The 20,606-nt window shown below is 66.7% G+C and carries 18 protein-coding genes; 8 read left to right on the top strand and 10 right to left on the bottom strand.

The features are described from left to right. Nucleotides 1-34: 34 nt before the first annotated feature. The 8 genes from GXK59_RS04725 to GXK59_RS04690 all read right to left on the bottom strand — a co-directional run bounded on the left by GXK59_RS04725 (nucleotide 35) and on the right by GXK59_RS04690 (nucleotide 9,401). Entirely contained in the window at nucleotides 35-1,660 is a 1,626-nt protein-coding gene (locus GXK59_RS04725) for an MDR family MFS transporter (RefSeq protein WP_160664786.1), read from the bottom strand. Then, nucleotides 1,657-2,286, bottom strand: coding sequence for a TetR/AcrR family transcriptional regulator (locus GXK59_RS04720; RefSeq protein WP_160664784.1), 630 nt, complete (start codon nucleotides 2,284-2,286; stop codon nucleotides 1,657-1,659). The genes GXK59_RS04725 and GXK59_RS04720 overlap by 4 nt, the downstream gene beginning before the upstream one ends. Before the next feature lie 87 nt (nucleotides 2,287-2,373). Beyond that, nucleotides 2,374-3,264 (bottom strand): metal ABC transporter permease, encoded by an 891-nt coding sequence (locus GXK59_RS04715; protein ID WP_160664782.1) that lies wholly within the window; start codon nucleotides 3,262-3,264, stop codon nucleotides 2,374-2,376. Continuing rightward, nucleotides 3,265-4,068 (bottom strand): metal ABC transporter ATP-binding protein, encoded by an 804-nt coding sequence (locus GXK59_RS04710; RefSeq protein ID WP_160664780.1) that lies wholly within the window; start codon nucleotides 4,066-4,068, stop codon nucleotides 3,265-3,267. Nucleotides 4,069-4,197: 129 nt separating this feature from the next. Then, nucleotides 4,198-5,157, bottom strand: coding sequence for a metal ABC transporter solute-binding protein, Zn/Mn family (locus tag GXK59_RS04705; protein WP_160664778.1), 960 nt, complete (start codon nucleotides 5,155-5,157; stop codon nucleotides 4,198-4,200). A 114-nt stretch (nucleotides 5,158-5,271) separates the two neighbouring features. Next, the gene (locus GXK59_RS04700; RefSeq protein ID WP_160664776.1) at nucleotides 5,272-6,339 is read right to left on the bottom strand and encodes a hemolysin family protein; all 1,068 of its coding nucleotides are present in this window, start codon (nucleotides 6,337-6,339) and stop codon (nucleotides 5,272-5,274) included. Further along, the gene (locus GXK59_RS04695) at nucleotides 6,336-7,673 is read right to left on the bottom strand and encodes a hemolysin family protein (protein ID WP_160664774.1); all 1,338 of its coding nucleotides are present in this window, start codon (nucleotides 7,671-7,673) and stop codon (nucleotides 6,336-6,338) included. Before GXK59_RS04695 ends, GXK59_RS04700 begins: the two co-directional genes overlap by 4 nt. A gap of 258 nt (nucleotides 7,674-7,931) precedes the next feature. After that, nucleotides 7,932-9,401: a GuaB1 family IMP dehydrogenase-related protein gene (locus GXK59_RS04690; RefSeq protein ID WP_160664772.1), complete on the bottom strand. Its 1,470-nt coding sequence runs from the start codon at nucleotides 9,399-9,401 to the stop codon at nucleotides 7,932-7,934. A gap of 306 nt (nucleotides 9,402-9,707) precedes the next feature. Here GXK59_RS04690 and GXK59_RS04685 point away from each other — a divergent pair, with 306 nt between their 5' ends. The 5 genes from GXK59_RS04685 (at nucleotide 9,708) to GXK59_RS20980 (ending at nucleotide 15,992) form a co-directional block, all read left to right on the top strand. Beyond that, on the top strand, nucleotides 9,708-13,499 hold the full coding sequence (locus GXK59_RS04685) for a multifunctional oxoglutarate decarboxylase/oxoglutarate dehydrogenase thiamine pyrophosphate-binding subunit/dihydrolipoyllysine-residue succinyltransferase subunit (protein WP_160664770.1): 3,792 nt from the start codon (nucleotides 9,708-9,710) through the stop codon (nucleotides 13,497-13,499). A 134-nt stretch (nucleotides 13,500-13,633) separates the two neighbouring features. Then, nucleotides 13,634-14,233, top strand: coding sequence for a GDSL-type esterase/lipase family protein (locus GXK59_RS04680; RefSeq protein WP_160664768.1), 600 nt, complete (start codon nucleotides 13,634-13,636; stop codon nucleotides 14,231-14,233). Nucleotides 14,234-14,365: 132 nt separating this feature from the next. Next, nucleotides 14,366-15,193 carry a DUF4097 family beta strand repeat-containing protein gene (locus GXK59_RS04675; RefSeq protein ID WP_160664766.1) on the top strand — a complete coding sequence of 276 codons (828 nt, stop codon included), beginning with the start codon at nucleotides 14,366-14,368 and terminating at the stop codon, nucleotides 15,191-15,193. Then, nucleotides 15,193-15,813 (top strand): PadR family transcriptional regulator, encoded by a 621-nt coding sequence (locus GXK59_RS04670; RefSeq protein ID WP_160664764.1) that lies wholly within the window; start codon nucleotides 15,193-15,195, stop codon nucleotides 15,811-15,813. Before GXK59_RS04675 ends, GXK59_RS04670 begins: the two co-directional genes overlap by 1 nt. Before the next feature lie 104 nt (nucleotides 15,814-15,917). Continuing rightward, the gene (locus tag GXK59_RS20980; protein ID WP_104061284.1) at nucleotides 15,918-15,992 is read left to right on the top strand and encodes a 50S ribosomal protein bL37; all 75 of its coding nucleotides are present in this window, start codon (nucleotides 15,918-15,920) and stop codon (nucleotides 15,990-15,992) included. Nucleotides 15,993-16,118: 126 nt separating this feature from the next. Here GXK59_RS20980 and rsrA read toward each other — a convergent pair whose 3' ends face one another. Together rsrA and GXK59_RS04655 are read right to left on the bottom strand one after the other, a co-directional pair. After that, nucleotides 16,119-16,379 (bottom strand): mycothiol system anti-sigma-R factor, encoded by a 261-nt coding sequence (gene rsrA, locus GXK59_RS04660; RefSeq protein WP_024368019.1) that lies wholly within the window; start codon nucleotides 16,377-16,379, stop codon nucleotides 16,119-16,121. After that, complete coding sequence (locus tag GXK59_RS04655) at nucleotides 16,376-17,263, bottom strand: sigma-70 family RNA polymerase sigma factor (RefSeq protein WP_443094305.1); 888 nt, start codon at nucleotides 17,261-17,263, stop codon at nucleotides 16,376-16,378. Before GXK59_RS04655 ends, rsrA begins: the two co-directional genes overlap by 4 nt. Nucleotides 17,264-17,482: 219 nt before the next feature. Between GXK59_RS04655 and GXK59_RS04650 the strand changes: the two genes are divergently transcribed. Genes GXK59_RS04650 through rsgA form a run of 3 tightly spaced genes read left to right on the top strand, consistent with a single transcriptional unit; the run spans nucleotide 17,483 to nucleotide 20,571 of the window. After that, nucleotides 17,483-18,031, top strand: a complete 549-nt coding sequence (locus tag GXK59_RS04650; protein ID WP_160664760.1) for a DoxX family protein — start codon at nucleotides 17,483-17,485, stop codon at nucleotides 18,029-18,031. A gap of 7 nt (nucleotides 18,032-18,038) precedes the next feature. Next, nucleotides 18,039-19,472: a 3-phosphoshikimate 1-carboxyvinyltransferase gene (gene aroA, locus GXK59_RS04645; RefSeq protein ID WP_160664758.1), complete on the top strand. Its 1,434-nt coding sequence runs from the start codon at nucleotides 18,039-18,041 to the stop codon at nucleotides 19,470-19,472. Then, nucleotides 19,456-20,571, top strand: coding sequence for a ribosome small subunit-dependent GTPase A (gene rsgA, locus GXK59_RS04640; RefSeq protein ID WP_160664756.1), 1,116 nt, complete (start codon nucleotides 19,456-19,458; stop codon nucleotides 20,569-20,571). Before aroA ends, rsgA begins: the two co-directional genes overlap by 17 nt. Nucleotides 20,572-20,606: the final 35 nt, after the last annotated feature.

The raw sequence follows: 20,606 nt of genomic DNA, 5'->3' as shown, positions 1-20,606 counted from the left end.
AGCCCGGCCCGCGGTGGCGTGGGATATTCGCCGGCTAGTTTCTCGACCCGGAAGCCGGGGCCAAGGCCTCATCGTCGGCGTCGTCGGCCGTGATCAGGATGTTGCCTTCCGAAATGGATTCGGAGAGCACATCGTGCTCAATGGCCGTGGCCAGCGGCTTCTGCTTGACGAAGCACATCAGCACGGCCGCGACCAGCGCCAGCGGAACCATCCAGATGAAGATGGGCGTCAGCGCGTCGTTGTAGGAGGAGATGATGGCCTCCTTGATGGGCGCCGGCAGGTGGCTGACCACTGCCGGAGTCAGTGAGTTCGATCCTCCCGGTGCGCCGCCGCCGGTTGCCGCGGCCGGCAGGCGCTGGGTGAGCAGCTCGGCCAGCCGGCTCGCAAAGAGGCTTCCCACCACGGCGGAGCCCAGGGTGGCCCCGATCTGCCGGAAGAAGTTGTTCGACGCCGTGGCGGTGCCGACTTCGCGCAGCGGGAACGAGTTCTGCACGATGAGCACCATGATCTGCATGCTCAGCCCCAGCCCGAGGCCCATCACGGCCAGGTAGGCGCAGATTTCCCAGAGCGGAGCTTCGGGCTTGAGCGTGGAGAGCAGCACGAGGGCGATGGCAACCAGCACGCCGCCCGCGATCGGCATCCACTTGTAGCGGCCGGTCCGGCTGACGAGCTGGCCGGAGACCACCGAGGCAACCAGCAGGGCGCCCATCATCGGAATCATCAGCAGCCCGGATTCGGTGGCGTTGACGCTGAATGCCATCTGGAGATACGTGGGCAGGTAGCCGATGGCGCCGAACATGGCCACGCCGATCAGCAGGCCGGAGACAGTGGAAAGGTTGAAGTTGCGGTCCTTGAACAGGTGCAGCGGAATGATCGGCTCGGCCGTCCGGCGCTCCACCAGAACGAAGGCAACCGCGCTGAGCACCGTGCCGGCGATCAGTCCGAGGATGATCGGATCGCTCCATTCGTACTTGCCGCCGCCCCAGGTCGCGAAGAGCACGAGGCAGGTGGTCGCGATGGCGAGCAACACCATGCCGCCGAGGTCCAGGCGCGGTTTGCCGCTGTGCTTGGGCAGCTTCAGGAAGAACACAGCCCCGGCCAGCGCGAGCAGGCCCAGGGGGATGTTGATCCAGAACACCCAGCGCCACCCGGGTCCTTCGGTGAACCAGCCGCCCAGCAGCGGACCGGCGACGGAGGCAATGGCGAAGACGCCGCCCATCATGCCCATGTACTTGCCGCGTTCGCGGGCCGGTACGACGTCAGCGATGACTGCCTGCGAAAGGATCATCAGACCGCCGCCACCGAGGCCCTGGACAACGCGGGCAATGATGAGCACACCCATGTCGTTGGCCAGGCCGCCGATGACGGACCCGATCATGAACAGGATAATGGCGGCCATCAGCAGGGCCTTGCGTCCCATGAGGTCGCCGAGCTTGCCGTAGATGGGCATGGTGATGGTGGAGGCGAGAATAAAGGCGGTGATGACCCAGAGCATGTCGCTGACGCCGTGGAGCTCGCCGACGATCGTGGGCAGTGCCGTGCTGAGCACCGTCTGGTTCAGTGCTGCGAGGAGCATCGAGAGCATAAGGCCCACGAAGAGCAGCACGATGTGCTGCTCTCCTCCGGCGGGTCCCGCGGCGGGGACAGCGTGCTTGGTCATGAAATTTTCCTTAGCAAATGGTGGAGAAGGGCCAACGACGGTCCGAGGGTCTCCGCGGAAATCCCCTCGACCGGGTCGAAATTAGCTGACGTGAGATCAAATCGGATGGGGACCCCGGCGATCATGACGAGCATGCGCGCGACTTCCTCCGGACCGAAGCCTTCGGCGCCTGCCGCCCACGCGGGGTCCTGGGCCAGCACACCGGCGATCCCCTGGCAGACGAGGCCCTCGGCTTTGACCATGTAGTCCATATGGCGGCGGCCCAGATTGGGATACCGGGCGATGAGCTGGCGGCGCCGCGCGCGGTCGGTGCCCCCGATCGCCGTCCAGGCAACGGTTACCAGGAGGCGCGAGATCTGCCCCACCAGATCGTCCGCCGCGGTGGAGATCCGGGACAGTTGTGACGCCTCCAGGACAGGTTCGCGCAGCCCCAGAATGGCGTCTTCCTTCACCTGGAAATAGTTGAAGAACGTCCGCGCGGAGACGCCGGCGCTGGAGGCGACGGCTTCCACCGTGGTCTCGTCAACGCCGTGCCGCAGGGCAAGCGAGGCAGCCGCCTCATGGAGGGCGGCCCAGGTCTCAGCTTTTTTGCGCTCACGCAAAGGAAGCGCGGCAACATTAGTCATGGCCTAAATAATTGCATAACTGCAATGATTGCACAAGTGCATACTTGCACTGATGCATAACTTAGTGCGCGCCGAACGCGCCCAGGCTCAGGCGGCCGGCACCGCAGTACTCCGCAGCACCCGTCCGTTGAGTCCACGCTTGGCCCGGACCCCGCCGACTATCCGGCACACGACATAGATCAGGAAAGACAGCGTGGTGACATAGGGGCTGATCGGAATCCGGCCGCCGAGGGCCAGCAGGATGCCTCCGACCGTGGCCGTCATGGCGAATGCCACACTGAGAATCACCACGAGCCGGGGCGAGGACGTCACCCGCATGGCCGCTGCTGCGGGAGTGATCAGGAGTGCCAGCACCAGCAGGGCGCCAACAATCTGGATGGAGAGGGCTACGCTGACGCCGAGCAGCAGCATGAACACCAGGGCGAGTGCCCGGACGGGCACGCCGCGGGCCGAGGCGACATCGGGATCCACGCTGGCGAAAGTCAGCGGACGCCAGATCGCCACCAGGGCGAGCATCACAACGACGGCGGCGACCGCCAGCACCTGGAGCTGGACGGTGCCGACCGAGACGATCTGCCCGGTGAGCAGGCCGAATTTGTTGGCGGCGCGCCCCTCATAGAGGGAGAGGAACAGGATGCCCAGGCCCAGTCCAAACGGCATGATGACGCCGATGATGGAGTTCTTGTCCCTGGCACGGACGCCCAGCAGACCCAGCAGAAGGGCCGCCACGACGGATCCCACCAGAGATCCCACGACGATGTCCGTCCCGATCAGCAGGGCAAAGGCCGCGCCGGCAAAGGAGAGTTCCGAGATCCCGTGGACGGCGAACGCCAGGTCCCGCTTCATCACGAAGGTTCCCATCAGGCCGCCGAGCAGGCCCAGTACAGCGCCCGCCCAGAGGGAATTCTGGACCAGCACCAGCAGTTCGCCGTAGTTCTCGAAGTTGAAGATTGAGTTGAGCAGGTTGTCCAGGTCCATCTAGCCCACCTCCCCCGCCACCGCGTGGGCGTCCTCGTGGTGGTGGGTCGTGGCGTCCGGCAGTCCGACGACGATCAGCCGTCCGTTCGCGTGGATCACTTCGACGTGGCTGTCGTAGAGATCGGACAGGACCTCGGTGGTCATGACTTCCTCCGGCGGACCCACCCGGAACCGTCCGCCAGCCAGGTACAGCACGCGGTCCACGTAGTCCATGATCGGGTTGATCTCGTGCGTCACAAACACCACGGCGCTGTCCTGGTCGCGGCACTGCTTGTTGATCAGCGCGCTGACGGCCTGCTGGTGCTGGAGGTCCAGGGACAGGAGGGGTTCGTCGCAGAGCAACACTTTGGGATCGGCGGCAAGCGCCTGCGCCACGCGCAGCCGCTGCTGCTCGCCCCCGGAAAGCTGGCCCACGGGAACCTTGGCGTAATCTGCGGCCCCCACGAGGTCCAGCAGCTCATCGATTTTGCGGTTCACTTTCGCCGCGCCGATCCGGAGGCCCCAGCGGTGGCCGTCGACGCCGAGCCCGACGAGGTCGCGGGCGCGCAGCGGAGTATCGGGGTCGAAGGACTTTTGCTGCGGGACATAGCCGATCCCCCGGCTGCCCCGCGCCACAGGCTTCCCCGCGAGCGTGGCCGAGCCGGAGCTCAGCTCCTGCAGGCCGAGCAGGACTTTGAGGAACGTCGTCTTGCCACTGCCGTTGGGACCGAGGACTGCGAAAAACTCACCCGGGTTGATGTCCAGGTCCAGGCCCTCCCACAACGTCCGTTTGCCGAACGTCAGGGAGGCTCCACGGAGGCTCACTACGGGTGTCAACTTGGATTCCTCGAATTCTGCGCAAGCCGTCGGCTCGCGTTCTTTACCTGGGCTGTCCGGCCGGGATGTCTGCCGGGCTGCCTGAGTGGCCGTACAGCGGGGGGCTGTCTGCTAATCCTAGGCCAGGGCCTTGGCGATGTTGTCGACATTCCCGGTCATCCACTGCAGGTAGGTCCTGCCCTCCGGCAGGGTCTCGCTGAAATTCACCACGGGGACCCCGGCGGCTGCCGCGGCGTCCCGCACGGCCACCGTTTGCGGGCCTTCGGTCTGCTGGTTGTAGGCCAGGAGCCTGATGCTGCCCGCACGCATGAGGTCGGTGGTGGCCTTGAGCACGGCGGGCGGCACATCCGCGTCTTCCTCGATTGCGGCGGTGTATTCGCCCGGGGTCTGGTTTGCCAGGCCGGCGGCTTCGAGCAGGTAGAGCGGTACCGGTTCCGTCACGGCGACGGGCGCCGCCCCGGCGGATGCCTTGATTCCGGCCAGCTTCGCCTCAAGGCCGCCGAGCGAGTCCTTGAACGCCGCGGCATTACTGCGGAAAGTCGCGGCGGAGGACGGCTCAAGCTCGCCCAGCTTGGCCGCGACGGCGTCAGCCATCCGGGCCATGGCGGGGAGGCTGTACCAGACGTGCTCGTTGAAGCCGGCGGGGCCGTGGCCGTGCCCGTCGGCGGCAGCGGACGCGCCGGCAGGCTCTTCCGGGGCCAGCCCGGAGAGCTCCACGGCATTCAGGACGCTGCCGTGGTCGAGTCCCGTGTCGTCCGCGAGCTTGTGGATGAAGTCGTCATAGCCGCCGCCGTTCTCCACCACCAGCTCGGCTTTGGAAACCGCCAGCTTGTCCTGCGTCGTGGCCTCGTAGCTGTGCGGGTCCTGGCTGGTACGCGTGATGACGGAGGTGACCCGCACTTTGTCTCCGCCGATGGTGCCTACGATGTCGCCGTAAACGCTCGTGGAGGCAACGACGTCGACAATTCCGTCGCCGGCACCCGGGGCCGGGTTCCCCGGTGTCGGCGAGCAGGCCGTCAGCAGCAGGGTGGCGCCGGCAAAGGCGGCAACGACGGCACGGGCAGCAGGACGACGCACGGGGGACCTCGGATCTGTTATTGAGAATCAGCAGCAATAGCAACAGTTCGAGTGTAGCCCTAAATGGGAATGATTCCTATTTAGGGCTACACCCCGACGTTGCGGCTGGCAGTGTTACTGCTGGTCCTGGCCGAGCCTCCGGTAGCCGGTCGCCTGCGTGGCGTCCCGGATCTCCCCGACGAGCTGTTCGATGACGTCCTCAAGGAACAAAACGCCCTGGGTGAGGCCGTCCTGGCCGATCACGCGGGCCAGGTGCGAGCCGGTGCGCTGCATGACGGACATGGCCTTCTCAATTTCGTCGCCCATGGCCAGGTTCGCCAGGGAGCGGATGTGACTTTCCGCGATGGGCTGGTGGTACGCGGCGTCCGGGATGGAGAGCACGTCCTTGATGTGCAGATAGCCGGAAAGCATCCCGTCGTCGTCGAGCATTGGAAAGCGGGAGAACCCGGTGCGGCTCACGGCCTTCTCGAACTCCACCGGAGTGGTGTTCGCTTTCAGCATCACCAGTTTGTCGAGCGGGACCATCACATCGGAGGCCGTGTGTTCGGAGAACTCCAGGGCTCCGGTGATGAGTCCGGCGTCGTCGTCCACCAGCCCGTGGCGGGTGGATTCCTGCACGATCGACTGGACTTCCTCAAGGGTGAAGGACGACGTGACCTCGTCCTTCGGCTCGATCCGCATCAGTTTCAGGATGTGGTTCGCGGCCCAGTTGAGCGCCACGATCACCGGCTTGACCAGCCGGGCGACGAACATCAGCGGCGGAGCCAGCAAGAGGGCTGCCTTGTCCGCCACGGACACCGAAATGTTCTTCGGGACCATCTCACCGATGGTGACGTGCAGGAAGGTGACCACCAGCAGGGCGACGGCGAACGCCGCGATGTCGGCGATCTCCACCGGGATGCCCACGGCCTCCAGCGGCACGGCCATCAGGTGGTGGATTGCCGGCTCCGCCACCTGCAGGATCAGCAGCGAACACACGGTGATGCCGAGCTGCGCGCAGGCCAGCATCAACGAGACGTTTTCCATGGCGAGCAGAGTGGTCTGCGCCCGCTTGGATCCCGCCTCGGCGAGCGGCTCGATCTGGCTCCGGCGGGCCGACATGACCGCAAACTCGGCACCCACGAAGAAGGCGTTGCCGAGCAGCAGGACCACAAGCCAGAGGATTCCTGCCCAGTCGCTCATGCGGCACCGACCTGGCCGTTGGAGTGCTCGTCATGCTGCGTGCGGACGGGCTTGAAGCAGATCCGGTCGATCCTGCGTCCGTCCATGCGGGTGACGGCAAGGGTGCCGCCAACGACGTCGACGGTATCCCCCACGGAGGCAATCCGGCCCAGCTTGCTCATGACGTAACCTCCCACCGTTTCGTAGGCAGACTCATCGGGCACGGTCAGGCCCGGGATCTGTTCGGAGAGTTCATCGGGCCGCAGCAGGCCCGGGAAGTACCAGTCGCCCGAGGCGCTTTGCAGCAGCCCGGGCCGGACCTTGTCATGTTCATCGGCCACTTCTCCGACGATTTCCTCGACAAGATCCTCCAGGGTGGCGATGCCTGCGGTTCCGCCGTATTCGTCCAGGACGACGGCGAGCTGCAGGTTGCCTTCGCGCAGTTCCGCCAGCAGGGCGTCCAGGTGAATGGTTTCCGGAACCCGGAGCACATCGGTCATGATGGCGCCGGCCTCCAGCTTGGCCCGCCGGCCCGAGGGGACGGCGATGGCCTTCTTGATGTGCACCACGCCGCGGATGTCGTCCGAGGACTCCCCGATGACGGGGAACCGCGAATAGCCGGTGCGGCGTGCGGCCTCGACAATGTCGGATACCGGCTGGTCGCCGTCGATGGTCTCGACCCGGATGCGGGGCGTCATCACGTCCGCCGCTGTCCGTCCCGAGAACTTGAGCGTCCGGGCGATGAAGTTGGCGGTGCCGGCGTCGAGGGTCCCCATCGCCGCCGAGCGGCGCACGAGGGAGGCGAGCTCGGCCGGGGTCCGCGCGCCCGAAATCTCTTCCTTGGCTTCCAGCCCGAAGATATTGAGCACCTTGTTGGAGAAGCCGTTAAGGACCACGATGGCGGGTTTGAAGATCGCCGTGAAGATCAGCTGCGGACGGGCGAGGGCCTTGCCGACCTGGAAGGACAGCGCAATCGCCATGTTCTTCGGGACCAGCTCGCCGATCAGCATGGACAGGAGCGTCGCGAGGGCCATCGCCAGGACCAGAGACACGGAGGAAACCGCGGCTGCCGGCAATCCCAGTGCGGCCAGCGGCCCTTCGAGCAGTTTGCCGACCGAGGGCTCCATGACGTAGCCGGTCAGCAGGGTGGTGATGGTGATGCCCAGCTGGCAGCTGGAGAGCTGGGTGGACAGGGACTTGAGGCATTTGAGCAGGGGCGCAGCGGCGGTATCGCCGCTGTCCACGGCCCGCTGGACCGAGGCCTGGTCGAGGGCCACGAGGGAGAATTCAACGGCTACGAAGAAGCCGGTTCCCAGGATGAGCAGCAGGCCTGCTCCGAGAAGTAGCCACTCCATTTAGCGGCCTGCTTCCGGGGCGGCGCGGCGGCGGCCCGGCGGAGGATGGTCAGACGAGGCCGACCCTGTTTCCTGGAAGGCTCCTGTATTTTGATAGGCACCTGGCTGGCGTGCCGCCGGAGAATGATGGGCGCGTGAACGGGGTTTGCCGGCTCTTCGGGTGGACTGCGCGGGAAGGATTTCCATCCCCCGCTGACAGCCCCCAGGCCGGCACCTAGATTTACTGTCCATAAGAGTTTCAGTCTACAGGAGCAGCGGCTACCAGCTCTGCGGGACCGGGCGGCCTTCCTCGTAGCCGGCCGCGGACTGGATGCCGGCCACGGCGCGTTCCCGGAACGAGGCAAGATCGGCGGCGCCGGCGTAGCTCATCGAGCTGCGCAGCCCGGCGGTGATCATGTCCAGCAGATCCTCGACGCCCGGGCGCGCCGGATCAATGAACATCCGGGACGTGGAGATGCCTTCCTCGAAGAGGGCCTTGCGGTCCTTTTCGAAGGCACCCTCGCGCTGGTTGCGGTTCTGCACGGCACGGGCGGAGGCCATGCCGAAGCTCTCCTTGAAGTGTCGCCCGCCGGCGTCCTGCTGCAGGTCCCCGGGGCTCTCGTGCGTGCCGGCGAACCAGGAACCGATCATGACCTGGCTTGCTCCGGCCGCCAGGGCAAGCGCCACGTCGCGCGGGTAGCGGACGCCGCCGTCGGCCCAGACCCGTCCGCCGGCAGCCCGCGCCGCGGCCGAGCACTCCAGCACCGCGGAGAACTGCGGCCGGCCCACGGCCGTCATCATGCGCGTGGTGCACATGGCACCGGGGCCCACCCCGACCTTGACGATGTCCGCGCCGGCCTGGATGAGTTCGCGGGTCGCCTCCGCCGTGACCACATTGCCGGCCACCACGGGCACGCCGGGGTTGAGGCCTTTCACGGCGGCCAGGGCATCAAACATCTTCTGCTGGTGGCCGTGCGCGGTGTCGAGGACCAGCACGTTGACGCCGGCGGCGAGGAGTTCCGCGGCACGCCCGGCGACGTCCCCGTTGATCCCGACGGCGGCCGCCACTTTGAGCCTGCCAGCACCGTCCAGCGAGGGCCGGTACAGGGTCGAGCGCAGGGCGCCTTTCCGGGTGAGGACCCCGGCCAGGACTCCGTCCCGCTGCACGGGCGTGAAGTCGGTCCCGGCAGCGTCCATCGCCTCAAAGGCACGGCGCAGGCCGGTGCCCGATCCTGTGCCGCTGGCGCGCGTGTCCTCCAGCAGTTCCGCCTCCAGGACCAGCGGCTGGACGCGCATCACCGACGCGAGGGAGGCGAACCGGTCCTGGCCTTCGCAGTCCGCACTCCGGACGATGCCGGCGACGGCGCCAGCGTCGTCCACGACCATAACGGCCCCGTGCGGACGCTTGCCCATCAGGTGCAGGGCGTCAATGACGGTGCTGGCTGGCGAGAGCGTGACCGGTGTTTCCAGGACGGGGTGTCGGGACTTGATCCAGGCCGTCACGTCGCGGATCACGTCGAGCGGGACGTCCTGCGGCAGCACCGCCAGTCCGCCGCGCCGCGCCATCGTCTCAGCCATGCGCTTGCCGGTCACCGCCGTCATGTTGGCCGCGACCAGGGGAATCGCGGAGCCCGTACCGTCGTCGGCCGCCAGGTCCACATCCAGCCGGGAGGTGACGTCGGAACGGGACGGTACGAGGAAGAGGTCCGAATAGGTCAGGTCGGTTGTGGGCTCGGTCAGGAAACGCACGGCTGCTCCTTAAATAGGCATTCCGGTGCTCAACGGGTTCTCCGAGTGATTCTAGCGAGGCTCTCCAGGGGCCACGGACGGCCGCTCCCGCTGCTGCCCGAAAGGCCTCCGGAGGGCCGGATCGCGTGCGGCTCCGGCGCGTTGAGGCGACTTGATGATTTGAGTCACCCTTATTGGCGGTTTGGCAAGAATCGTCACTAGACTGGCATGGGTCTGGGTTCACTGGACGCGGAGACTGGTTCAATCGTCGTGCTGAGGCACCGTGAAACCAGTGGGAATCAAACTCATGGAAGAGGCGTAATTCAAGTGCCAGAGCAGCCTAGCCACCGTCTACCAGAGGAATTTGGCGGAAACGAGTGGCTCGTTGACGAACTGTACGAGCGTTATCAGCAGGACAAGAACGCGGTGGACGCCAAGTGGTGGCCCTTGTTCGAATCCTTCGACGCCGGAGACAGTTCCTCCACCAACGGAGCCTCAGGCGCAGCGGCAGTTGCCCGCCCCGCCACCCGCGAACTTCCTGTTGTAGCTCCGGTTGCCGCGGCGGCAGCGCAGCCGCCCGCTCCGGCCGCCGCGCCCGCACCGGCCGCAGCTCCCGCTGCCGCGAAGAAAGCCCCGGCCACCGTTGCCCGCGACGGCTCCAAGACCTCGGAAGCCGGTCCCGGCACCACGCCGATTCCGGCCCAGCTGCCCAAGAACATCAAGGCGCCCACGGCCCCCGAGGAAGACGTCGTCTCCGTCCTCCGCGGCCCGGCCAAGGCCATCGCCACCAACATGATCACCAGCCTGGAGGTGCCGACCGCCACCAGCGTGCGGGCGATCCCTGCGAAGCTCCTGATCGACAACCGTGTGGTCATCAACTCCAACCTCGCCCGCGCCCGCGGCGGCAAGGTTTCCTTCACGCACCTGATCGGCTACGCCGTCATCCGCGCCCTGGCCCAGTTCCCCTCGATGAACGTGTACTACGACGAGATCGACGGCAAGCCTGTCGCGGTCCAGCCGGCGCACGTGAACTTCGGCATCGCCATCGACATGCCCAAGCCCGACGGCACCCGCCTGCTCATGGTGCCGAACATCAAGAAGGCGGAGACCCTCAACTTCTCCGAGTTCTGGCACACCTACGAGGACCTGATCAAGCGTGCCCGTGCCGGCAAGCTGACCGCGGACGACCACTCCGGCACCACGGTCTCGCTCACCAACCCGGGCGGCATCGGAACCGTGCACTCGGTGCCGCGCCTGTCCAAGGGCCAGGCCGCCATCATCGGCGTCGGCGCACTGGACTACCCGGCGGAGTTCCAGGGCGCCAGCGCGAAGATCATCGCGCAGAGCGCCATCAGCAAGGTCCTCACGCTGACGTCCACGTATGACCACCGCGTCATCCAGGGTGCCGGCAGTGGCGAGTTCCTGAAGCTCGTGCACCAGCTCCTGCTCGGCGCGCAGAACTTCTACGACGAGATCTTCGAGTCCCTGCGCATCCCGTACGAGCCCGTGCGCTGGAGCCCGGACCTGCAGGTGGACCCGGCCGACGAAATCAACAAGGTCGCCCGGATCCAGCAGCTCATCCACGCCTACCGCGTCCGCGGCCACCTCATGGCGGACACGGACCCGCTCGAGTACGTCCAGCGCAAGCACCCGGACCTCGACGTCCTGACCTACGGCCTGACGCTGTGGGACCTGGACCGCGAATGGCCCACCGGCGGCTTCGGCGGCAAGCCCATGCTCGCCTTCCGCGACATCCTCGGCGTCCTCCGCGACGCCTACTGCCGCACCGCCGGCATCGAGTACATGCACATCCAGGACCCGGCCGAACGCAAGTGGTTCCAGGACCAGATCGAGCACCCGTACTCCAAGCCCAGCCGCGACGAGCAGCTGCGCATCGTCTCCAAGCTCAACGCCGCCGAGGCCTTCGAGACGTTCCTGCAGACCAAGTTCGTTGGCCAGAAGCGCTTCTCGCTGGAAGGCGGCGAGTCCCTGATTCCGCTGCTGGACGCCATCATCTCCAACGCCGCCGACGATGAACTCGACGAAGTGGCGATCGGCATGGCCCACCGCGGCCGGCTCAACGTGCTGACCAACATCGCCGGCAAGACCTATGCCCAGGTCTTCCGCGAATTCGAGGGCACCCAGGATCCCCGCTCCGTGCAGGGCTCCGGCGACGTGAAGTACCATCTGGGCACCGAGGGCACTTTTTCCTCGGACAACGGCAAGGAGACCAAGGTCTACCTCGCCGCCAACCCGTCCCACCTCGAAGCCGTAGACCCCGTCCTCGAAGGGATCGTCCGCGCCAAGCAGGACCGCCTGGACCAGGGCGAGGCGTTCCCCGTGCTGCCGATCATGGTTCACGGCGACGCGGCCTTCGCAGGCCAGGGTGTTGTCGCGGAAACGCTCAACCTCTCCCAGCTGCGCGGCTACCGTACCGGCGGCACCATCCACATCGTGGTCAACAACCAGGTCGGTTTCACCACCGCGCCGTCGTCCTCGCGTTCCTCCACCTACTCCACCGACGTCGCCAAGATGATCCAGGCGCCGGTGTTCCACGTGAACGGCGACGATCCGGAGGCTGTGGTGCGCATCGGGCAGCTCGCCTACGACTTCCGCCAGCGGTTCCACAAGGACGTTGTCATCGACATGGTCTGCTACCGCCGCCGCGGCCACAACGAGGGCGATGACCCCTCGATGACGCAGCCCCTGATGTACAACCTGATCGAGGCCAAGCGTTCGGTCCGCAAGCTGTACACCGAATCCCTGATCGGCCGAGGTGACATCACCGAGGAAGAAGCAGAGCAACTGCTGCGCGACTACCAGGAACGGCTGGAGCGCGTCTTCGCCGAAACCCATGCCGCGCAGACCTCACCGATCCCCATCATCACGGCGGATTCCGCCGCGGTCTCGGACCTGGAGCGCCCGCTCGCCCAGCAGACCGACCTGGGCGTCAGCGCCCCGGCGTCGACGGCGATTTCCGCCGGGACACTGGCACGCATCGGCAAGGCCCACACCGACATCCCCGAGGGCTTCACGGTCCACGCCAAGCTCAAGCAGCTGCTGGAGAAGCGTGAAGTGATGTCCCGCGAAGGCGGCATCGACTGGGGCTTCGGCGAGCTTGCCGCGTTCGGCTCGCTCATCATGGAAGGCGTTCCCGTCCGGCTTGCCGGCCAGGACTCGCGCCGCGGCACTTTCGTGCAGCGTCACGCCGTCTTCCACGACCGCGCCAACGGCGACGAGTGGCTGCCCCTGGCGCACCTCTCCGAGGACCAGGCCAAGCTGTGGATCTACGACTCCCTGCTGTCCGAATACGCGGCCATGGGCTTCGAATACGGCTACTCGGTGGAACGCCCGGATGCCCTGGTGCTCTGGGAGGCGCAGTTCGGTGACTTCGTCAACGGCGCGCAGACCATCATCGACGAGTTCATCTCCTCGGCCGAGCAGAAGTGGGGCCAGCGCTCCTCGCTCGTGCTCATGCTGCCGCACGGCTACGAAGGCCAGGGACCGGACCACTCCTCCGCCCGGATCGAGCGCTTCCTGCAGATGTGCGCCGAAGAGAACATGATCGTGGCCAACCCCACGACGTCGGCGTCGCACTTCCACCTGCTGCGCCGGCAGGCGTACAGCCGGCCGCGCAAGCCGCTGATCATCTTCACTCCGAAGCAGCTGCTCCGCCTCAAGGCCGCAGCGTCTGCCGTGGAGGACTTCACCACCGGCACCTTCCGGCCCGTCATCCCCGAGCACGAGCAACTGCAGGGCGACGCCGTCGAGCGTGTCCTGCTGGTGTCAGGCCGCCTGTACTACGATCTGCTGTCCACCCGGCAGAAGACCGGAGACAAGACCACGGCGATCGTCCGGGTCGAGCAGCTTTACCCGCTGCCGGCCGAAGAGATTGCCGCTGAGCTTGCCAAGTACCCGAACGCCGAGGTTGTCTGGGCACAGGACGAACCCACCAACCAGGGCCCGTGGCCGTTCATCGGCCTCAACCTTCCGGACGCACTGGACCGCCGGGTCCGCCTCGTTTCCCGTCCCGCCTCGGCTTCCACCGCGGCAGGATCGATGAAGCGCCACGCGGCCGAGCAGGACGCGCTGCTCAAGCAGGCATTCGCACGTAAGTAAGGTCAACGCTGCCCGGCCGGAGATGTAAACACGCAACTCCGGCCGGGCAGCGTTGTTTAACCGGCTTTGTTCCCCTCCGTCGTTGACGGTCCCGGGGAACGGTTTAATGGACACCCTGAAGTGAAGAGGTAGTCGTGGAAGATCGAAAGCTGCGGATCGCAGCCGTGGGCGATGAAATGCTGGCCGGCCTGGGTGATCCCCGCGCGCTGGGCTGGCTGGGCCGGGTCCTGGCGCGCACGCCGCAGGACGGGCTGTCCCTGGAGTGCTATTCCCTCCCCTGCCCGGAGGAAGGCACGGAGGGTCTGGCGGCCCGCTGGCTCGAGGAAGCCGGCCGGCGATTCAATGACCACGCCGAGAACCGCCTGGTGATCGGCCTCTCCGGCCGGGATATCGAGTTTGGACTCTCCACGGCCCGCAGCCGGCTCAACCTCGCCAACATCCTCGACTCCGCGTCGCAGAACAAGATCGAGGTGTTCGTCGTGGGCCCGCCGCCCACCCTCGACCCGACCCAGAACCGCCGGCTCGGCGAGCTGAATACGGCCTTCGCCGACGTCACCACCCGGCGTAAACATCTCTACGTCGACACCTTCTCGCCGCTGCTGAACCACGAGCAGTGGCGCCAGGACCTGGCAGCCAACGGCGGCACCCCCGGCCAGGCCGGCTACGGACTGATGGCGTGGCTCGTGCTGCACCGCGGCTGGTTCCAGTGGCTGGGGATGGACGCCCCGGAGTAGGCAGGCCGCACCTCCGTCCGCCCGGGATTTTCGCGATATATCTTGACCGTGTAAATTCGGCGATATATCGTGACTTCATAGTCACGATATATCGCAACCATTCGCACGAAGTATCGCCCTCCTGGAGGAGCCATGTCAGAGAATAACTGGACCGTCACCGGTCCGCAGACCATCGACGTCGACGGCGTCACCTCGCTTAAACTCGGCATCGTCCGGGGACGCTTCGACATCGTCGCCCATGAGGAGGCTGTCGCCCGGATCGAAGTGTCCGAGGTCCACGGCGACCCGCTGGCGATCAGCCTGGTCAACGGACGCCTCGAGGTCCGGCACCAGTTGCACGGGCCGCAGGGCTGGTTCAAGAACCTGATGGACACGGTCATCAACACGAGCAACAACTCGGTGGTCATCAGCATCGCCCTCCCCGCCGGCGTGGAGGTCGAGGCTGGCACCGTCAGCGGCGACGGCATGGTGTCTGGAATCAGCGGGCACACCCGTCTCAACACCGTCTCAGGTTCGGTCCTGGCTGACGGCACCTCCGGAGAGCTCTCCGTCAACACCGTCAGCGGCGAGGTGATTGCCCGCAACCACCACGGCGTGCTGACGGCCAGGAGCGTCTCAGGCGAGGTCACCGCCTCCGGCGATTTCAGCCACATCCGCGCCAACACAGTGAGCGGGGACCTGAGCTTCGACCTGCACGGCTTCACCCAGGACTTCGGCGCCAATTCAGTGTCGGGCAACGTGACCATCCGCCTGCCGCACGACGTCGGTGTGGACATCATCGCGAAGTCCGCCAGCGGCGCCGTCGTCATTGGCGACACGAAGTACGTTCAGCCCGGCGGATCCGTGCAGACCATCGCCGGACCCGATAGCCAGCTCATGCTGGTCCGCACCAACTCCGTCTCGGGCAAGACATCGATCTTCCACCGCCCGCCCAGTGCGGACACCGAAACGGGGCTCTGATGCCTCCGGTCTTCGCCCACGGGGCGCTGCGGCTCTATCTGCTCGCGCTGCTGGAGTCGGGTCCGAAGCACGGCTATGAACTCATCAAGGCGCTGAGCGAACGCTTCGGCGGCACCTACTCCCCCAGCGCCGGAACCATCTATCCGCGGCTCGGCAAGCTCGAGGAGGAAGGGCTCGTGGCCACCCACACCGAGGGACGACGGACCTACTACAGCATCACCCCGGGCGGGCTCGTGGAGCTGAACAGCCGGCGGGACGAACTGGCCGGCGTGGAAAATGACATCTCCGCGTCCGTCCGGCGCCTCGCCGACAACCTGCGGCAGGACATCAAGGCCAACATGCGGGGCCTCCGGGCGGACCTGGCCGCAACGGCCGAGGCAGCGCGCTCCTCGGCGCGTGCGGCCGGCTCAACGGTCGCCTCGCTGGCAGGCCAGCGCTACTCCCAGGAGGGCGACAACCGGCTGCGGGAGGCGGAGATGCTGGTGCAGGCCTTCCGCGACGACATCCGCGTGGAGCTGCGGCGGCACGGCGGCAGGCACCCCATCACTCCCGTGACGCTGGAGACGGTCAAGACGGTGCTGGACCAGGCACGGATCTCCATCCGGAATTCGCTGGACTGATCCACCCCTGCAGCACCTCAAGCCCCGCGGGTTCGCGGCGGGTGCCCTGATGTGGGAGACTTGAGGGCAGCTCTTTTGAGTACCAAAAATTAAGGAGGCCAGCTATGAGCAAGCGTGCACGTAAACGTCGTGACCGTAAGCGTGGCGGCGCGAACCACGGCAAGCGCCCCAACGCCTAAGCAAAGCTTGGAATGACAGCTTTAGGCGAATGACCCCGGAACCTCACGGTTTCCGGGGTCATTCGTTTTTGGCGGGGCTGCCTCTATGGGCGGGACTGCTTTTGCGGGCAGGGTGGCACCGCTGCGTCAGGCTTCGACCGGGTTGCTGGAGTGGATCCGGTCCAGGATCGAATTCTTGAGGTTTTCCGGGGCTGCCTCGGTGCAGGAACGCTTCACCATAACGCGGATGACACATTCGAGGTCATACTGCTCGAAGCATTCCGGGCACCCGTCCAGGTGGTCCTTGATCTCGGCGATGTCCTCGTGGGTGAGGGCACCATCAAGGTACTCGTAAATACGTTGCATCCGGGCGTCGTCGCAGTCGCCCAGTCCCTGGCAGTCGCTCATTTCCTGTTCTCCTGTTTGTTGCTTCCGGCTGCAGCGGTGGCATCTGCGGCCTTGAATCCGCGCTCGGCGGCGTAGTCGGCGAGCATGTCCCGCAGCATCTTCCGGCCCCGGTGCAGACGGGACATGACGGTCCCGATCGGGGTGTTCATGATGTCTGAAATTTCCTTGTACGCGAATCCCTCGACGTCGGCGAAGTAGACTGCCAGCCGGAATTCCTCCGGAATGGACTGCAGTGCGCGCTTCACGTCCGAGTCCGGCAGGTGGTCCAGCGCCTCGGCCTCCGCCGACCGGAGTCCCGAGGAGGTGTGCGATTCGGCACGCGCCAGTTGCCAGTCCTCGATGGTGTCCGAGTTCGACTGCAAAGGCTCGCGCTGCCGCTTGCGGTAAAGGTTGATATAGGTATTCGTCAGGATGCGGTACAGCCAGGCCTTCAGGTTGGTGCCGGGCTTGTACTGGTGGAACGCGGAAAACGCCTTCGTGTACGCCTCCTGCACCAGGTCCTCGGCATCAGCGGGATTCCGGGCCATCCTCATGGCCGCGGAGTACAGCTGGTCCACGTACTGCATGGCGTCGCGTTCGAACCGCACCCGCCGCTCTTCCGTGGTTTCAGTCGCCACGTCCAGCGCCTGCCCGTCCACGATTGTCTCCCGTGCGGCAGCCTCCTGAACGGCGTCGGGCTTCGGGGCCGCACCTGACTTCGGGGCAGGGCCAGCGGGTGCGCCGGCGGGGCCGGCAGCAGGTGACTTAGCGGGCGTGGCGCCGTTTCCGGCGACCTCGTGCATGGCCGCAACGGCCGGATCCATGGTGCTCATTGCCCTCAAGTCTACTGTCATCGCGCGGCGCGGGCCCGAAACTGCCGGCACGGTTCCTTCGCGCAGTCCCATGGCCCACAACTCCGCGGGATAGTCCGCCAGTTGCGCGTCCTTCACCAGTACCAAATCTCCGCCTCCCGGCTCGTCGTCCCGCCACCTTCCAGCCGCAAATAAGCAGCTCGAACACGACATTCACAACCCCGCCCGGCGGGCAAATATTCCACAAAGGTGCAAGACTAGAACCGGTTCTCCCGCATTGATTCCGCGGTTCGTCCATCCAGGAGGAAATTCATGTCCTTTGTCCGCTTTCTCGCCCGGCCCATGCTCGCCTCCAGTTTCGTCCTTGCAGGCATGGACAAGCTCAAGAACGCGGATGACACTGCCACGCAGCTGTCCCCCCTGCTGCGTCGCGCGGCTGAATCCCTGCCGTTCCAGACCAACGAAAAGGTCCTGGCCCGCGTCATCGGCGGTACCCAGGTCGGCGCCGGCGTCCTCTTCGCGATTGGCAAGCCGGCCCGCCTCGCCGCCACCATCCTTGCCGTCATCTCCGTGCTCAACAGCTACGTTGAATGGCGCAGCGCGGACATCACGTCCAAGGAAGGCCGCGACGCCCGCCGCAAGCAACTACTCAAGAACGTCTCACTGACCGGCGGCGTCCTGCTGGCCGCCGTCGACACGAACGGCCGCCCCAGCCTGGCCTGGCGCGCCGAACACCTCGCCGCGGACGCAAAAAAGAACGCCGGCCACCTCGCCGCTGACGTCAAGAAGACCACCGGGAAGCAGCTGAAGAAGGCCGACAAGGCCGTCCGCAAGGCCGTCGACCACACCGTCGGAGCCTAAAGCAGCAATGGCAGGCACCACCCCCACCGCAGCTGCCCCCTCCGTTCCGGCCGACAGTGCCCCGCTGTGGCGGGCGCCATTCGCCGAACGGCCGGTCGACGCGACGGTCACCGTCCCGGGATCAAAGTCCCTGACCAACCGGTACCTCGTGCTGGCTGCCCTCGCGGACGGGCCCTCACGGTTGCGGGCTCCCCTGCATTCCCGCGACTCCGCCCTCATGATCGAGGCCCTGCGGCAACTCGGGGCCACCATCACGGAGGTTCCGGGCGACGGCGACTTCGGTCCCGACCTGGAAATCGTCCCGATCAGCCTGGACGCCGCCGGCACGGACACGGCGATCGACTGCGGCCTGGCCGGAACCGTCATGCGGTTTGTCCCGCCCGTCGCGGCCCTGCGCCGCGGAGTGACACTGTTCGACGGCGACCCGCACGCGCGCAAGCGCCCGATGGGCCCCATCATCGACGCACTCACCGGACTGGGCGTGGCCGTCAGAGCGCCTGACGGCGGACCGGCGTCGTCATTGCCGTTTACCGTCGACGGCTCCGGCACCGTGCGGGGCGGCCACCTCGTCATTGATGCCAGTGCGTCGTCGCAGTTTGTGTCCGCGCTGCTCCTGGCCGGCGCCCGCTTCACCGAGGGACTGCACCTCGAACATCAAAGCCTCGAACATCAAAGCCTCGAACATCAAAGCGGGGAGCAGGCGGGAAAGCCCGTGCCGAGCCTGGACCACATCAACATGACCGTCGCCGTCCTCCGCGGCGTGGGCGTGGCCGTGGACGATTCCCGCCCGAACCACTGGGTGATCTCCCCCGGGCCCATCCGCGCCTTTGACCTCCGGATCGAACAGGACCTCTCCAACGCCGGCCCCTTCCTCGCAGCGGCCCTGGCCACCCGCGGCACCGTCCGCATTCCCAACTGGCCGCCCGGGACCACCCAGGTCGGCGATCTGTGGCGCAGCATCCTCACGACGATGGGGGCCACCGTCACACTCACGGACGGCACCCTGACCGTTACGGGCGGCCCGGACATCAAGGGCGCGGACTTCGACGAGACCAGCGAGCTCGCCCCCACGGTCGCCGCCCTCTGCGCCCTGGCCACCGGGCCTTCGCGGCTGAGCGGCATCGCCCACCTCCGCGGGCACGAAACGGACCGGCTCGCCGCCCTCGTGGCCGAGATCAACCGCCTGGGCGGCGACGCCGAGGAGACCTCCGACGGCCTCATCATCCGGCCCGCACCGCTGCACGGGGGTGTCGTCCACAGCTACGCGGACCACCGCATGGCCACAGCCGGCGCCATCCTGGGCCTCGCCATCCCCGGCATCGAGGTCGAGGACATTGCGACCACGGCCAAGACCATGCCCGACTTCCCGCAGCTCTGGGAAGCCATGCTGGCGCAGCGAACCCCCGCAGAGAAGGCCGCCTCCGGTGGCACGCAGCACTGACTCCTGGGACGAATCCGACGTCCGGATCCGCCCCAACAAGAAAGGCACCCGGCCCCGCACCAAGGACCGGCCCGCCTACGAGGACGCCGTCACCGGGCGGATCATCACCGTTGACCGCGGACGCTACACCGCCGTCGTCGCCGAAGGCACCCCCGGGGAACGCAAGATCATCGCCGCCCGCGCCCGGGAACTGCGCCGGAACCCGGTCGTCGCCGGCGATTTCGTCTCCCTTGTCGGGGACGTCAGCGGCGAACCGGACACCCTCGCACGTCTGGTCAAGATCCAGGACCGCAAAACACTGCTGCGGCGCAGCGCCGACGACACCGACCCGATCGAGCGTGCCGTCGTCGCCAATGCCGACACGCTGGTGATCGTGGTGGCGGCCGCCAATCCTGAGCCCCGGACCGGGTTCATCGACCGTGCCCTCGTGGCCGCGTACGACGCCGGCATCGAGCCGCTGCTGCTCGTCACCAAGGCCGACGTCAAGGACCCCGCGGAACTCCTCGCCAACTACCAGCACCTCGACTTCCCGGTCATCATCTCCAAAACGGCGGACTCCGCCGCGTCCGGCATCGATGCCCGCTCGGACGACGGGCTCTCCGCCCGGCTGGACAAGGACGCCGTCTCCCAGCTTCGCGCCCATCTCGATGGGAAGGTCACCGTCATGCTGGGCCACTCCGGCGTCGGCAAGTCCACCATGGTCAACGCCCTCACCGGCGCCGAGCGCGCCACCGGCGGCGTCAACGCCGTGACCGGGCGCGGCCGCCACACCTCCTCCTCCGCGCTGGCCCTCAAGGTCAACGATGCGCCGGCAGGCAGCTGGATCATCGACACCCCGGGCATCCGCTCCTTCGGCCTGGCCCATGTGGACCCGGACCGCATCCTGCGGTCCTTCCCCGATCTTGAGCCTGGCACCGACGACTGCGAGCGGGGCTGCAAACACGATTCCAGCGCCGTCAACTGCGGCGTGGACGCCTGGGTGGCCGCCGGCCATGCGGGCGAATCCGGCCCGGCCCGGCTCGCCTCACTCCGCCGCCTGCTCGGAACAGATCCCCGCATGGAAGCCCAGGACGTCAAGGAACTGGGCACCGTCTCCTAGCGGGCTGCGGCGCAGCCTACCGCTCCCCCGCCCGC

The organism is Pseudarthrobacter sp. ATCC 49987, assembly GCF_009928425.1.
GTDB lineage: Bacteria > Actinomycetota > Actinomycetes > Actinomycetales > Micrococcaceae > Arthrobacter.
Note: the sequence above shows the minus strand (reverse complement) of the source record. Positions and strands in the feature narration are given on the sequence as shown.